A 14,820-nucleotide genomic window follows, 5' to 3' on the forward strand; every position below is an offset into this window, starting at 1 on the left:
CTAAAGGAGCCGCCTCATTCTCTGCAGTGACGTCAGCGGAACCAGTCCGAAGTAGCGGCTGTCGAAGCCACGTGCATGCCTGGACCCGACATATACCTCGCCCGGTGGGATGATTCTCCCCTGTCTGAGGTGATCTAGTCGCTTCCCGTCCGTCGCCACGGGCAAGCTCGTGCCAAGCGCAGCGCCGTTAGAGAAATATTGGCCGTATGTCTGCGAAGACACCGATGCGGACGGCGTCTCCACCACGGTGCGGCGATCTCGGGGCATGCGAAGCGCATACTTCGTGACGCTGACTGCCGTCGGCCCGGCGACAGGATGGTTCAGCATCAACTGAACATAGTCCCCCTGGCAATCGACCCGGGCGCGCGGACGACGATTTAGGCGTCGATCGAAGGTGACCTCACGATAATGAGGCTCGGCATCACCCAACAGGCGAACAGCGCCGCCGGGATCGCGACCGCAAGCGCTTTCCAGAGACGTGCTGGATCGGGGCGCTGCCCCGGTCCAGCGGTGCCGATGCCGATCGCGGCACGGCGCGGAAGTCCGCGAAGCGCGTGCCAGGCGGCGGCCAAATAAAACGCTCGCCCAGCAGAGCCTGAGCAAACCGGCATGAATGCCCGAAGACCGGGCGGCAACATTCGACCAACTCAAGCCGTTCCTATCAGGGGCGGGGAACGACCGTTTGGGTCGAAAGCGGCCATAGGCAGGCCTAATCGCTCCGTCGGCGGCAGCGCCCAGAGATCGTGATCCCCCTCTGGCGGCTCCGACCCAATTTGCCTTTGGGGATTAATTGGCGATCTTTCCGAGGTTCGGAGATAGACTTGGCGCTTGATTACACTTCGCAATAAGCCTTCCCTTAGTTTCTTAGTTGTCGGCACGCCAAGCTGCTGGCGGTGCACCCACGCGCTTGTTAAAGACCCTTGTGAAGTGGGCCTGATCCGCAAAGCCGCAATGGTTAGCGACTTCCGCGAGGCTCATGCGCCGCCCCCGCAGCAGATCCTTCGCCCGCTCTACTCGCCGATGAACGAACCACTGGTATGGCGGCACACCGACAGATCGCTTGAAGGCGTGAGAAAACTGGCTGACACGCAGATCGCAACAATGAGCGAGATCCTCAAGCCTAAGCCCATCGCCAAGGTGCGCCTCAATGAGCTCTTTTGATAGGCGCTCCTGCCAGGTGGTGAGACCTCCTAAGATGGGGCGGTGGTCCTTCAGGTCGCCATATCGCTTCATCATGTAGATACCGAACGCCCACATGAAGCTATCAGCGTAAATAGTGTCCAGCATCTCCGGATCGTCGAAGAAGGGTCGTATACGCTTGGCCAAGAATAGCAGCGTTGGATCGTATGTGACGACGCACGCATCGTTGCCGAGATGAGTGACAGGCGGCACTTCAAGATCGTTAGAAATTTCACGCATAAATGCCCTTGGCAGGACCATCTCTATCGAATGTCGGTCAGAGCTGAAGTCAACGTAATCAACCGCTGAAAGATATAGAATATGGGTATGGCCAGCCCTTGCGCGAAAGTCGAACTTCTTTCCGAAAACCGACGTTTCGCTAATTTCGGGTCGGAGCCTAACACCGATTGAGAATGCGTCTTCCCATCGAGGAAATTGTGCATTGAGTTCAAGTCCATGTTCGCCGTAGTCAACCTCAGCCATCAGCAGGCGTGACTTAAAAAGCGCTCTCGCGCGGAGTGTCAGCACCTTCCCCGATGATAGTCCAAGGGGTACCGTCGCTACTTGAACAAGGCGGCCTGAGGCTTGCATCTCACCCTCCGGAAAGTAACCCGTCTGCTATAGACAGACGGGTTGCCACGTTATTTTTTAGCCAGCGTTGCAGTTGCTGCGCGTTCGATCAAAGCAGCTACCGCCTTGGGATTGGAAACATAGACGGCGTGGCTGCCAGGCGTTTCCGTGATGGTTGCACCGGCACGGCTCGCCATCGCACGCTGAGCGGCGGGCGGGATCATCTTGTCCTCGGATGCGATCAAATACCAGCTGGGCTTCGCCCTCCAGGCCGGCGTGGTGACCTTTCCTTCCAACGCGGCAACAGCCCACGGGACCTGAGAGTCGGCCATGAACTGTGCTTCGTGGAGCTCGACGTCAGCAGCAAACGAGCTGGCGAACTTGGTCGTGTCGAGATGAAGAAAACCATCAACGGGAGGCAGGATCGGCGGCACCGGTGCTCCGGGTGCCGGGTTGGCGATGAGCGTTGCGACAGACTCACCGGTGTCAGGGGCAAACGCGGTGATGTAGACGAGGCGCGTCACCTTGGGATCGTTGCCAGCTTCAGAAACAACCGCACCGCCATAGGAGTGCCCGACTAGGATGACTTCGCCCTCCGCAGCGGCGATGGCGCGACGCGTGACGGCTACATCGTCCGCCAAGGAAATCGTCGGATTCTGAACAACGATTACCGGATATCCATCCGCCCGCAATTGGCGATAGACACCCAGCCAACCAGACCCGTCGACGAAGCCGCCGTGAACAAGAACGACGGTGGGACGGGTAGATGAGGCACCTTTCGATGGGCCCGTCACGGTGCCGGTCCCAGGTGTAGCGGCTGCGAGCGCGATCGTAGCCAATATGGCGGTCATGGACATGATGTTTCCCTTTCGACGGGTGCGGTGCTTGCAACCCGAGGGATCGCTAACCTCTCACGGGACCCGGGCTCTTGAACAATTCTGCAGCGCTGACCCGACGCTTGTTCCACCAGTCGCGCGATCTTGGGGGGTTGAGTCGACCCATGCCAGCAATTGGCGAATTGCTGGCGGCGTTCCCGTCGCTTCTCAAGCAAATTACCGTTCGATGCCGTGGGAGGTCAGCACAAAGCCCGCTCCGCATCACAGTGCGCATTTCGGCACCGGCGGCTTCCGACCAAAACCCGGCTCGCCAAGCCTGGCTGTCTGCCAAGGCGATTACGCCTTGGCGGTGCAGGCTGACAGGAAGGACCGTCAGCGCGCCTCGGCAAGCGCGATGGCGTCCGGACCCGCCGGAAAGCGGAGTCGGTCGGCGGTGTCGTGGACGGCTGACCAGACCGCTTCGGCGACATCACTCTCCGTTGTGGTCAGTACGGGTCTGGCGAAGCCCTCCAGGATCGGCCGCGCGAAATCGGCATATTCGCCCGGCAGAAGCTGATCGACCGGCATGATCGCGTTCGCGCCGAAACGCGTGGTTGGCGCATAGCCAGGCTCGACGAGCTTCATCCGCACGCCGACATAGGCGAGCTCATGGGCGAGCGACGCCGAAAAACCCTCCACCGCCTGCTTGGTGCCGGTATAGACCGAAGCAAGCGGGAAATCGCCCAGCGTGACGCTGGACGTCACATTGACGATCGTGCCCGAGCGACGCGCGCGCATCTGCGGAATGACGGCCTTGGTCATCGCGATCACGCCAAAGGTGTTGGTCTCGAAGAGCTCGCGCACGAACGACATCGACATCGGCTCGAACGCGCCGACAGCGCCAATGCCGGCATTGTTCACCAGCACGTCGATCGGCCCTGCGGCCTCGATCGTCGCGGCGATGCTGTTCTCGCTCGTCACATCGAGCGGCAGCACGCGGAGCCGGTCCGATGCTTCGAACGGCGACGCTTCCGGGCGGCGCATGGTCGCGATCACATTCCAGCCCTGGGCAAGGAAAAGCTCGGCCGTCGCCTCGCCATAACCCGAAGAGGTGCCGGTAATCAGGATCGTCTTCGTCATCGTCTGTCTCCTCATTGAAGTTAGGATAGACATCCGTGGCGGGACGTTCGATAATCAAAGCGCCGAAATAATTTACGGATCGTCCAAATGGACCCCTTAAGCGATGCTATCGCCCTGCTCCGCCCCAGTGCCGCCGTCGCAAAGCCGATCAGCGGCCGAGGGCGCTGGGGCGTTCGTTATGCGGCCCATGATGCGCCAGGCTTCACGATCGTTATCGCAGGGCAGGCATGGCTTGCGCTCGACGGCGCGGAGCCCATTCGCCTTGCCCAAGGCGATTTCTTCCTGCTGCCGACGACGCCAAGCTTCTCGCTATCCAGCGAGCCGGGCATTGCCTGCACGTCGATCGAACCACGAGACGAGGCGGTCAGACATGGCGAGCCGGATGGCGAGGCCGATTTCCTCGCGATCGGCGGGAGCTTCGCATTCGAGAGGGTCAATGCGCCGCTCCTCCTCTCGCTGCTGCCGAACTTCATCCTCATTACAGCGTCCGAGGGACGGGCAACGCGCTTTGGGCGACTGATCGAATTGTTGTCGGAGGAGTGCGCTTCCGACCACCCGGGTAAGGAACTGATCGTCCAACGGCTTTTGGAGGTTCTGCTGGTCGAGGCGCTTCGTTGGCGCAGCCTCGGCACCGGGAACGTTCCCGCTGGCTTGCTGCGTGGGATGCGAGATCTGGGGCTCGCCCGCGCGTTGCGCGCGATCCATGCCGATGTTCGCGAGAGCTGGACGGTCGCCGGTCTGGCGCGGCACGCAGGCATGTCGCGATCGGCGTTCGCTGCCAGGTTCGTCGAAGCGCTGGGCTGTGCGCCATTCGAATATCTCGCCCGCTGGCGGATGGCGCTCGCAAAGGACGCGCTCACGAGGGGAGCGAAGTCATTGGACCGTATCGCGGTCGAGATCGGCTATGAATCGGCCAGCGCGTTCAGCACCGCATTCCGCAAGCGTCTCGGCTGTTCGCCGCGCAGATTTGCCAGCTTCCAGCTTGCGGCGGCATCTGCCCCAATGTGAGCCTTGGCCTGTGCGATGTGGGAGAATGTGCAATGCAGCTACATGAGAAATCGCAAGGGTATCGCGAGGGCGCCAAGGACTATGTGAAAGGACGGCCGGGCTATCCACCGGAAACCGAAGCCTGGCTTCGCGACACCCTGGGCATAAACCAGAATAGCAAGGTCCTGGATGTTGGTGCCGGCACCGGAAAGTTCATCCCGACCCTTCGCAAAACCGGCGCGCAGATCACCGCGGTCGAACCGATCGCCGAAATGCGGGACGAACTGCAGCGGGCTTATCCGGACGTACTCGCCCTCGATGGCGCCGCCGATGGGATCCCGCTTCCAGATGCGAGCGTCGATGCAGTCATCTGCGCTCAGGCTTTCCACTGGTTCGCGACTTCGGCGGCTCTTGCGGATATGGCGCGTGTGATGGTTCGGGGCGGCATGCTCGGCCTGATCTGGAATGGCCGGGATGAGACGATTCCGTGGGTGGCGGAGCTTTCAGAAATCACGAATCGGTACGAGGGCAATACGCCACGATATCGCACGGGAGCCTGGCGCAAGGCATTTCCCGCGCCCGATTTCGAACCCGTGAGCGAGAAGCAGGTCCGCAACGCGCATATTGGAAGCGCGGAGGAAGTCGTGCTGAAGCGGACCATGTCGGTCAGCTTCATAGCCGGCCTGCCGTCGGATGAACGTGCGGCGCTGGAGCGGGACATCCGCGCCCTGATCGACCGCACACCTGTGCTGAGGGAGGAAAAGGTCTCTTTTCCCTACGAGACCAGCATGTTTGCCTATCGCAAGAAGCAAGGTTGCCTAGCGGCGCCATGACTGACAGATGCGCCCCGGCGTGCGCATCGCCCGATTATCGGACAAGGGTTGATATCAGTGACTGACACTCAACTTGCCCAACAGATTGATGCCATTCTGCTCGACATGGATGGCACCATCCTCAATTCGATTAAGGCGGCGGAACAGGTGTGGGGCGCCTGGGCCGCCCGCCATGGGATCGACGTCGCCAGCTTTCTCCCGACGATTCACGGCGTTCAAACTGTCGAGACGATCCGTCGCGCCGCGATCCCCGGTTTGGACCCGGAGCAGGAGGCGGCAGCGATTACCCAGGCGGAAATCAATGCCGTCGACGGCATCGAGGAGATCGCCGGCGCCGCCGCTTTCCTCGCCGCGCTACCGCGGTCGCGATGGGCCATCGTCACCTCTGCGCCACGAGCCCTTGCCTTGCGACGGATCGAGGCAGCGGGCCTACCAGAACCGGCACTGCTCATCTCTGCGGAGGATGTCGCGCGCGGGAAGCCCGAACCGGATTGCTTCCTCCTCGCCGCGGAGCAGCTTGGGACCACCGCTGACCGATGCCTCGTGCTCGAGGATTCTCCGGCAGGCATCGCCGCCGCCTGCAAGGCGGGCGCCCATGTTCTCGTGGTCACGGCGACCCACCATTCCCCCATGGATTGCAATCATCCTTCCATTCTCGACTATAACGACCTGAAGCTCGCCCCACTCCCGGAAGGTGCCGTGACCTTCAGCTGCATCGGGAAGACCGGTTCGGCCTGGGCGCTCGGTTGAGAAGAAGGCATCCGGGCAAATGGGCAAACGGACGGCCTTTCTTAACCAAGACGGTTTTCGACCAGTTCAAGACATTCGGCGTGGTTGATGTGGGTGTCGGCTTTTGATGAAAAACGCCGTTCGGTTCGCCCAAACCAGCCAGTCGGCTTTGCGCCCTCAATTCGTTCGTTCGAGCGGCCCAAAGCTACTCGCGAAAGCCGCTGTTCGTTGATCCGGCGATGTTCGACGGGGCTGCGGCGAGCCGAAGGATGATCGCGGTCGTCGATTCCTCGAAACCCGCGCAGTATCTCGACCGGGCCAAGGTCCCTGTCGAGGTGTTACCTTTTGCACGGTGCGCGGTTGAGCACCGGCTCAGGGAGTTGGACGCTCCCGTCGCAGCGCGACGCATGCTGAACGGTGATCTCTTCGTAACTGACCAGAAAGCGATGGTCTAAGACTTGGGCTTTGGCCGGATCGACGCCCCGGCCGAATTGTCGCGTTGGCTAGACTCAATACCGGTCGTGATCAGGCATGGTCTGTTTCTCGATCAGATATCAGTGTCGTGCCTGCCGACGACTAGACGACAAGCTACGCGAGCCGGATCGGTGCGTCCCATGATGTCATCCGTTTGCGTGCGACGCGCCTCTACTACCAGAATCCCCGTGCGGCGGCGGCGGCGATCGTGTCGGTCCGACGCTCACTCTCGCGGGCGAAGAACTCCATAAGTTTCGAGTCCGCCGCCCAGTCGATCTTCTCGACGTCGCTAAATTCCAGACGCTCTTTTAGCGCATCACACCAGGCCTTGCCCGAAGTCATGCCGATAGCGGCCTTCTGCAGGGCCAAGAGGCGGCGCTCGATGAGCTGCTGGGTCATGTCGGTCGGCGCCCAGGCCGCTTCATCGACGCCCCATTGCAGCCAACGCATCATGTCGGGCCACCGCAAGGTCAACGCGATCCAGCGCGCATATTGATCGAGCGAGGGCGAGATCCAGCCCGCTTCGGCCTCGCGGCGTGCATTGCGCAGGTGGAGGTAGAGCCGCGCGAGGTTAACCATGCGCTTCACCTCGCGTGGGTTGCCGCCGGTGTAGTCCGCAACGAGGCGGATGATCTTGCCTACGTCGCGGGCCTCATTCCGCTCGGCGGGCGTATCGACTGAGTCTGCAGCCGAAGGAGCGGGCGGCGCGTCGGGCGCGACGGGCGGCGCTGTCGGTGGGGCATCCGCTGCCGACCCGCCTTCCGGTGATGCCGAGATGAGCGCGACAAAGTCGGGTGGCAACGAGGTGGTCGGCGCCACAAGTTCCTCTTCACGTCGGGCGCTTCCCATCGACATCAGCAAATCGTCGAGACGGTCCTGCCGGCTTGGCGGAATCGTGAAGGGCAGTTGCACGAACTTGTCCATGAAGCGCCAGCCAAGCGGAACTGAGCGCTCGTAGCTGGGCAGCTGATCGCGCACGTCCTCATGGGCCTTCTCGAGCGCCGCAGCGACCATCTGCGGGTCCATGCCGATTACGAACATGCAACGGTATGTGTCGTCTGCAAGCAGGAGGCTGACGCCCTCGACCACGGCGGCGATCTTACCTGGGGTGCATCGGTCGAGGTCGTCGATGAAGATAACGATCGGTTCCTGGACCGTCGTGCCGTCGGCGAGGGTCGCCTTCGGCGTGACGCTCAACACCCGGCGCAGGTCACTATGAATATGATGGATCTGGCCGATCGTGGCATCATAATCGGGCACGCGGATATAGTTTGCGAGACTGAAAGTCGCCGGCTCTTCCTTGGTTTCCTTGGATGCCATGAAGAACTGCCGGGCCAACACAGCGACAACTACAAGTCCGCCTATCAGAGCACCTGGATAGCCGATCGCCTTCAGCACCCCAAGCGCGGCCTTCATGCCGGGATCGGAGACGTCGAGCACGTGCGGTGCGGCGATGAGGCCGAACATCGTTCCGAGCCATGCGACGCCGCCGCCGACCCATGCGCGCACCCGACCCCACCAGAGCGTTGCGATGCGGTCGTAGATCTTGCGGCGGATTATGCTGTCATCGATGCGTGCGAGTTGTAACCGCAACAGGAATTTCTCGCGCTCGACCGGAGGCAGACGTTCGGAAATCTGCGAGACGATTGCGTCGACTAGACCCGCCCAGACCTGTTCCGAGGTCTCGTATTTCCAGGCGTTGAACCAGATGGTAAGCCGCGTCTGAGTGGTGCCCCACGGCACAGAGGGAAGCGCACTTTCGACATGGGCGCGCTGCGTCCCCCATCCGAAGAAGGCCTTGATCGGTTGCGGCGTTGAGGTGTCGATGAACCGGAGGACGTCGCCAAGCGAGAGCCGTGGGATACTCCGGTCGCCGGGCTTGGGGCGAAACTCCTCCCGCTTCGCTCGGGGATCGAGCTTTTCGCGGATCATGTGCATCAGCGAGGATTTCCCCGCGCCCCAGGGTGCCTGGATACTGATGCTGATCGGCGGTGGCGTACGAGTGTCGGTCAGGAACAGTGCAATGGCGTCGGCATAAGTTTGGTAACCCAGCTTATCGACCTCCGACGCCACGTCGTTGTGGAGCGACATCAGCACCTGGCCGCGGGCCATGTCTCTATACTCTTCGAGCAATGCTTCGCGCGTCACGCGCATCGGTTCGATGTTGGTGTTGAACCGTCCTTCGGGAAGAGCGAACATCGCCTCGATGAGGTCATCGATCTCAATCTCCGCGCGACCCGCGCTCGCGGCTGTGCTCAGCGCAGTTGCGAGGATGCCTTCGAGGTTTGGTGTGCGGGTTGAGATTTTCACCGGTTGCGGAAGCGTAACCGCCTCTCGCGAATCGCGGAAATAGGCGGCCCAGGCGGTCGCATAGCGATTGCCAGCGCGATCCTTGATCGCGTGGCTCATTAGTACCGCGGCACGATCCTCCTTCAGCGCCTGAGGTGCGCCCTCCGAATTCACTTCTGCGAGCGCGTAGAACAGCAATGTCGTCGACAGCTCGCCGCCCCGCTGTTTGCGAAGTCGTTTCAAGCCGGCCGCGAAGGCAAGCAGCATCCCGGCCGCCTCGCTCATCGCGGGTCCCCCCGGGATTTCGTGCGGCGGCGGGGGCGGGGACTTGGCAGTCCCCGCCATAGTCTCAATTGTGGAAATCAGCTTGCTACGCGCCGCGGCTGTGATGTCGGTCGGCAGCGAGATTACAATTTCTCGGGTCGCCGCGCGTAGCCAATCCGACGTGCGCAAGACATCAAGCGTCATTCGAAAACTGCGCTCCGGCGGTACCTTGCCAGCGCCGGTGCCCATGAGTGGAAGCCAGATCTCGCGCGCTTCTGCAAGCCTGTGATCTCGAAGGGCCGCGGCGAGATTCTGGCGAAGCGCTTCGATGACCGAGAGTCGCTCGCCGACCGTGACGATGAAGCAGAGCAGTCCATTTCCGGTTTCGCGTAGCGCGTATCCGCCAACCAGTTCGCTTTCGGTTGGCAAGGCGTCAGGGTCGAGTCCAAGCCTCTCCAACACTTCGCCATTGAGCTTGCCACGGCTGCCGGTCGAACTGATCGATAGAAAGACGAGATCGCCGCCGGGCGTTACATTCTCACGCACGGCGATTGTTTCGTCGATCTGCACCGCAAATGGTTGAGAACTCGCCATGCTATCCCCGTCCCCCTAACGCGTACAAACCTATCAATTAACGAGGCTGCTTGCGAGTGCACATGAGCATCGTCGCGCCTGAAATGTTTGAAGTCGTCTCGCTGTCGATGTGGCGTATTGCTGATGCAGCCGTTAGACTGCCTTTGGCGGATTTCCGGACAGGTAGTCCGGTGCGTACTGCCCGAACGCAGATGCTTTTCACCTGACGGGATCGAAATGATGACGACCACGCCAAAACTTGGTTGGATCGCGCGGACGAGCTCGTGATGGGGTTCAAGACGTCCATGGCCAGCTCGGCGCCTTGGCGCGACGCTGATGTCGAGACGATCCGCTGGGTCGTCAAAGGGACGAGCCCGATTACCGGCGTGACGCGGCAGGAAAGCGCGGCGAAGGTCGTCTTTAACATCCCTTCTGCCCACGTTCCGTCTTTTATCTCCAGCGGCTATCTGAATCGATATGATCGCAACCCGCGGATCGGTGTTACGGCAGCCGGCGGGCCCGATGCACGAGCCCACATCGACCGCTTGCTGATCAACTATATCGGCAATCCCGTGAAAGCTTGGAACAAGCTCTATTACGGGGCGGTCGAGCTCAATGGGTCCGGAGTGCGCTATTACGGCGATGTTTGCCTCGTCCTGAAGGAGGAGCCTGTAGATGCAGACACCATCGTCTTGGATCGCAATTCCTTCGACCTAGTCTGCCGGCCGCTACGCGCTGATTCCCACGATCCCGTTTCGGATACATGGGATCCGACCAGGGCCACGACTGCCGCGAAGCCTCTTCTCGGCGGCTGGAGCACCGACCTAGGGAACATGGTCGTATGCAAGGTCCTAGGCGAGACCCGCCGCGAAGCGCGGCGGATCACCATTGGTGCGATCTCACAAGCCGTTCTGGCGGACGAAGACTATATCGAGGTAATTCGCAGCGGTTCGTTCGACGTGACCGCGCTTCGCGAGGCGCGGGTCGCGGGACCGGACGCGGCGCACGATGCTTTGGTCGCGGACCGGCTGATGCGGGGTCCGACGCCGGACTGGACCGCGCTCCTCTATCGACATCGTCGCCGGCAGGCCGATGCCGCCTTACGCGCCAACGGCGTCAAGACCAACGTGGTCATTAGCAGCGGCCGGGTGCGCGCATGACCGCCTGGCGCATTGACAGTCTGGATGCCCGCGCGGGTCTGGCCTTTGCGAGCTGGCGAGACGCGGATCTTGACGCACCGGACGGCCACGACGGCGTCGATCTCGATTATCCGGCGATCTTCCTCTCGGCGCCGGAATTCGAACCCGAGCCGCTGGCGTCGCGGGCATTGGGGTTCAGCGCAGCAAGGGGCTTGGCACAGCTCGGCGTCTTTGTTCGCGCAGGCCCGGACTTGCCGGCTGCCGAACTCGCCTTCGCGGACGTAGCGGCACTACGAGAGTTCGTGCGGCGGGTCTATGTGGCGAGCGGCGGCGGGGACGCCGGCGGCGGTGCGACCGGCGGCGATGGCGGCCCGCCGCCACCACCGGACGGAGAGGGGCCGGGCGGCATTCCGGAACCCGCGCGATTCTCGGTCGAGCGCGGCGGCACTTTCGAACAGTTCGCCTCGGACGCCGAGGCGATCGTGCAGGAATTGCAGCTCCACGCGGGCGAGCCAGTCGAGACGGCGGACCTCACAAAGCTAATGGTGCGCTCCTCCGCGTGGCTCGCACTTAAAATCGACGCTGATCGGCTCGTTGCCGGCGCACGCGAAATCTTCATCGAGATGTTGCGCCGGTTCCCTCTTCACGGCAACGAGGCTGACAAGGGTCGCTGGGCGCGGGCCGCGCGGCGACTTGGGCATGCGATCTCAAGAATGGGCCTGTGGCTCGACATCATCGACGGCCCGGACGCAATCGCCCTTGACCAGGTTGCGCAGCAGATGTCTCCGGACTCGCATCCGCCGGTTGCGCGTTGGGTGCTGCCCTTCTTCTTCGGCAGCGGCTTCAAAGCGATGCGATTGCCGCGTTGGCTGCTCCGAGATCTCCTGTGGTGGTACGCCCATGTTGATGAGCACGAGGTCTATGCGTGGGGCGTGTTCCTCAGCGTCAGGGGTGTCGCAACCGGCAGCGACCCGATTGATGATCTCTGCGCGTGGCCAATCGGGAAGGATTTGGCGGCGTTGATCGGTCCACCGCCCGACGCTCCGAGCGTCTTCCAACTGCTGAGCGCGATGATCGCTGATCCGGCGCGCTTGGCGACGAAGAACGGGGCAGGGGCTGGTGGCAATGCGATAGCCGTCATGCTGTTTGCCGCAGCTCACCTTCAGGTGCCCGAGCATTTGCCAGGGCCATGGGGCGATTCCTTTCCGCTGTCGCACGATGAGGGTCGCGCGCATCTCGCTGGGGTAGCGAGCATGTGGCTCCTTCGCCAGTTGCCGACGTTGGTATTCCCGTCAGCTGTCGAAGCGGTCATTGGCGATGCAGCCAGCCTCAGGGTCTGATACGCGGAGCAATTCCAGCGCATCCGATGCTGCGACCGAGCGAACGACCAGCTTGGGATTGCTGAACGCATCGGCGAGGGTTTTGGGGGTCGAATAGATAGGTACGTTTACGCCGGCGATCGTATGATGCTCGACGCCCTGGCGAAGATAGGGGTCGGTGAAGCGCACGATCCGCAGTGGCGGATCACCGCGGAGTGTCGGTTCCTGGCAAGAGCTGCCGTTCGGCCTATAGTTGTGGGACGGCAGAGTTGTCCCAACTGTTGCCGCTCCGAAATTAGGCTGGCGGCCTTGTCGCATTTTCAGCCATCGAGCCTAAGTGATAGTAGTCTGGGACGTTTCGTGCCTCTGGCACGACCGCGGTCTATTCCGCTTTGCTCCACCGAGCCCCTGGCGGGTCTCGGCCGCTGGCGCGGTGACGATCGCTAACGCAGGCGCCGGCGGTTCGCCGGCAAGCGGACAGCGCTGCGCGCTGGCGTAGCCTGCCGGCCGCGGCCAAGGGGGGTGGGCGTCGCTCCCTCTAGTCCCGCCGCGGCAGGCGGCAACCTGGGCTTCGCCCAGGTCCTCCACATTCGTTCCGGCCCTGCGGGTGCAGCCCGCCGCTCCAGCGGGACTGCCGGTCCGCTCCTTGCCGCCCACCCCCCTTTTCCGGGGCCGGTGCGGTGGTTCGAGAAAGGAGCAAGGATCATGGAACTCAAGCATATCGACATCGCCCAGCTGAGCATCTCGCCCTCCAACATGCGCGGTGGCAGGAAGCAGCCGGACCTCACCAATATCCTGCCGTCCGTGCGGGCACGCGGCGTGCTGGTGCCGCTCATCGTGCGCGCGAACGGTTCGCCCGACAGCTATGAAATCGTGGCGGGGCGGCGGCGCTATCATGCCGCACTGGCGGTTGCCGAGGAAGGCGGCGACATCGACGCGCTGCCCTGTGCTGTCATGGATGCAGGCGATGACGCGGCGGCGCTCGAAGCCTCGCTCATCGAGAACATTGCCCGGCTCGACCCCGACGAGGTCACCCGCTGGGAAACCTTCACCCGGCTGGTGCGTGAGGGACGCAGGCCCGAACATATCGCCCTCGTCTTCGGGCTGACCGAGGTGCAGGTGAAGCGCACGCTGGCGCTCGGCAATCTGCTGCCCCGTATCCGTACGCTCTACCGCGACGAGAAGATCGACGCCGTCACCGTGCGGCACCTGACCCTCGCGTCGAAGGCGCAGCAGCGCGAATGGCTGGCACTGCTCGACGATCCCGAGGCGCGGGCGCCGGTCGGGCAGGCGCTCAAGGCATGGCTGTTCGGCGGCGCGTCGATTTCGACCAAGGTCGCGCTGTTCGATCTGGCCGGGTTCGAGGGCGAGATTGTCGCCGATCTGTTCGGCGAGGACCGCTATTTCGCCAGCGCGGAGCAGTTCTGGAACGCGCAGAATGCCGCTGCCGCCGAACGCGTCGAAGCATACCGGGAAGCAGGCTGGACCGATGTCGTCACGCTCGCGCCGGGCCAATTCTTCCACAGCTGGGAATATGAGAAACGGGCCAAGCGGAAGGCCGGCAAGGTCTATATCGCCATCGGGTATCACGGCGATGTCGTCTTCCACGAAGGCTATATCGGCATCGAGGAAGCTCGGGCGCTGGCGAGAGCCGAGGCGGGCGACGTGACGGAGAAGCCAGGCCGTCCCGAAATTACCGCTGCGGGCAACGACTATGTCGACCTGCATCGCCATGCGGCGGTTCGGGCAAAGCTGGCCGACGCGCCCGACGTGGCGCTGCGGGTGGCTGTGGCGCACCTGATCGTCGGTTCGCGCCTATGGTTGGTGAAGGTCGAGCAGCAGCGTGCGTGCAGCGAGGCCGTGACCGAAAGCGTCGAATTGTCGCGAGCCGAAGCGGCCTTCGACGCCAAGCGGCGCGATATGCTGGCACTGCTCGATTTCGACGATGACACACCGACCGTCACCGGCGGCGCGAGCGAAGGGCTGGCCAGCCTGTTCGTCCGGTTGCTGTCGCTCACCGATACGCAGGTGACGGCGATCCTCGCCGTTATCATGGGCGAAACCCTATGGGCGCGCAGCGAACTGGGGGACCTGCTCGGGCAGCATCTGGCGGTGGACATGAGCACCGTCTGGCAGCCGGATGAAGCGCTGTTCGACCTCATTCGCGACCGCGAAGTGTTGCTTGCCATGGTCGGCGAAGTGGCCGGCCAGCAGGTTGCCGAGGCCAACGGCAGGGAAACCGGCAAGGTGCTCAAGAGCATCCTTGACGACTGCCTGCGCGGTGAGAACGGCAGGCCCCGCGTCGAGGGCTGGGTACCGCGCTGGCTGCGCTTTCCGGCGTCCAGCTACACGCCGCGTGGCGGCGTCGGGGCTGCCAGCCGTTCAGCGGCAATCGCGTCGCTGATCGTCCCGGAAACGGAGGCGGCCCGCCCGGAAGTCGAGCCGGTCCGCAAGGCCGCGTGATCAGCCTGCCCCTGCCAGCGGCGCCCGGCGGTGCCGCTGGCCTCTG

Annotated in this window: 13 protein-coding genes; 8 read left to right on the plus strand and 5 right to left on the minus strand. The window is 62.8% G+C overall.

The genetic code is table 11. The features are described from left to right. Positions 1-864 precede the first annotated feature (864 nt). The 3 genes from ABIC65_RS01160 to ABIC65_RS01170 form a co-directional block, all read right to left on the minus strand. Positions 865-1,707, minus strand: coding sequence for an AraC family transcriptional regulator (locus ABIC65_RS01160; protein ID WP_354306375.1), 843 nt, complete (start codon positions 1,705-1,707; stop codon positions 865-867). Positions 1,708-1,820: 113 nt separating this feature from the next. Continuing rightward, positions 1,821-2,606: an alpha/beta fold hydrolase gene (locus ABIC65_RS01165; protein ID WP_354306376.1), complete on the minus strand. Its 786-nt coding sequence runs from the start codon at positions 2,604-2,606 to the stop codon at positions 1,821-1,823. Positions 2,607-2,957: 351 nt separating this feature from the next. Then, on the minus strand, positions 2,958-3,704 hold the full coding sequence (locus ABIC65_RS01170; RefSeq protein ID WP_354306377.1) for an SDR family oxidoreductase: 747 nt from the start codon (positions 3,702-3,704) through the stop codon (positions 2,958-2,960). A gap of 87 nt (positions 3,705-3,791) precedes the next feature. On the opposite strand from ABIC65_RS01170, the gene ABIC65_RS01175 reads away from it, so the two are divergent. The 4 genes from ABIC65_RS01175 to ABIC65_RS01190 all read left to right on the plus strand — a co-directional run bounded on the left by ABIC65_RS01175 (position 3,792) and on the right by ABIC65_RS01190 (position 6,708). Beyond that, positions 3,792-4,712, plus strand: coding sequence for an AraC family transcriptional regulator (locus tag ABIC65_RS01175; protein WP_354306378.1), 921 nt, complete (start codon positions 3,792-3,794; stop codon positions 4,710-4,712). 32 nt (positions 4,713-4,744) lie between these two features. Then, positions 4,745-5,524 carry a class I SAM-dependent methyltransferase gene (locus ABIC65_RS01180; protein WP_354306379.1) on the plus strand — a complete coding sequence of 260 codons (780 nt, stop codon included), beginning with the start codon at positions 4,745-4,747 and terminating at the stop codon, positions 5,522-5,524. Between the two features lie 57 nt (positions 5,525-5,581). Beyond that, positions 5,582-6,274, plus strand: a complete 693-nt coding sequence (locus ABIC65_RS01185; RefSeq protein ID WP_354306380.1) for an HAD-IA family hydrolase — start codon at positions 5,582-5,584, stop codon at positions 6,272-6,274. Positions 6,275-6,492: 218 nt separating this feature from the next. Further along, the gene (locus ABIC65_RS01190) at positions 6,493-6,708 is read left to right on the plus strand and encodes a ribose-5-phosphate isomerase A (RefSeq protein ID WP_354306381.1); all 216 of its coding nucleotides are present in this window, start codon (positions 6,493-6,495) and stop codon (positions 6,706-6,708) included. Positions 6,709-6,901: 193 nt separating this feature from the next. On the opposite strand, the gene ABIC65_RS01195 is transcribed toward ABIC65_RS01190, so the two are convergent. Next, complete coding sequence (locus ABIC65_RS01195) at positions 6,902-9,874, minus strand: KAP family P-loop NTPase fold protein (RefSeq protein WP_354306382.1); 2,973 nt, start codon at positions 9,872-9,874, stop codon at positions 6,902-6,904. Between the two features lie 62 nt (positions 9,875-9,936). Here ABIC65_RS01195 and ABIC65_RS01200 point away from each other — a divergent pair, with 62 nt between their 5' ends. From ABIC65_RS01200 to ABIC65_RS01210, 3 genes are read left to right on the plus strand one after another with little or no spacing between them, the layout of a single operon-like run. Further along, positions 9,937-10,080, plus strand: coding sequence for a hypothetical protein (locus ABIC65_RS01200; RefSeq protein ID WP_354306383.1), 144 nt, complete (start codon positions 9,937-9,939; stop codon positions 10,078-10,080). 60 nt (positions 10,081-10,140) lie between these two features. Continuing rightward, positions 10,141-11,013, plus strand: a complete 873-nt coding sequence (locus ABIC65_RS01205) for a hypothetical protein (RefSeq protein WP_354306384.1) — start codon at positions 10,141-10,143, stop codon at positions 11,011-11,013. Next, on the plus strand, positions 11,010-12,332 hold the full coding sequence (locus tag ABIC65_RS01210; RefSeq protein ID WP_354306385.1) for a hypothetical protein: 1,323 nt from the start codon (positions 11,010-11,012) through the stop codon (positions 12,330-12,332). The genes ABIC65_RS01205 and ABIC65_RS01210 overlap by 4 nt, the downstream gene beginning before the upstream one ends. Here ABIC65_RS01210 and ABIC65_RS01215 read toward each other — a convergent pair. Beyond that, a complete protein-coding gene (locus ABIC65_RS01215) occupies positions 12,285-12,500 on the minus strand; it encodes a hypothetical protein (RefSeq protein ID WP_354306386.1) in 216 nt (71 codons plus the stop codon). The two genes, ABIC65_RS01210 and ABIC65_RS01215, sit on opposite strands and share 48 nt — an antisense overlap. 516 nt (positions 12,501-13,016) lie before the next feature. Between ABIC65_RS01215 and ABIC65_RS01220 the strand changes: the two genes are divergently transcribed. Then, positions 13,017-14,774 (plus strand): ParB/RepB/Spo0J family partition protein, encoded by a 1,758-nt coding sequence (locus ABIC65_RS01220; RefSeq protein ID WP_354306387.1) that lies wholly within the window; start codon positions 13,017-13,019, stop codon positions 14,772-14,774. The last annotated feature ends 46 nt before the right edge of the window (positions 14,775-14,820 follow it).

The sequence above is a fragment of the Sphingomonas trueperi genome (assembly GCF_040545665.1).
GTDB classification, from domain to species: Bacteria; Pseudomonadota; Alphaproteobacteria; order Sphingomonadales; family Sphingomonadaceae; genus Sphingomonas; species Sphingomonas trueperi_B.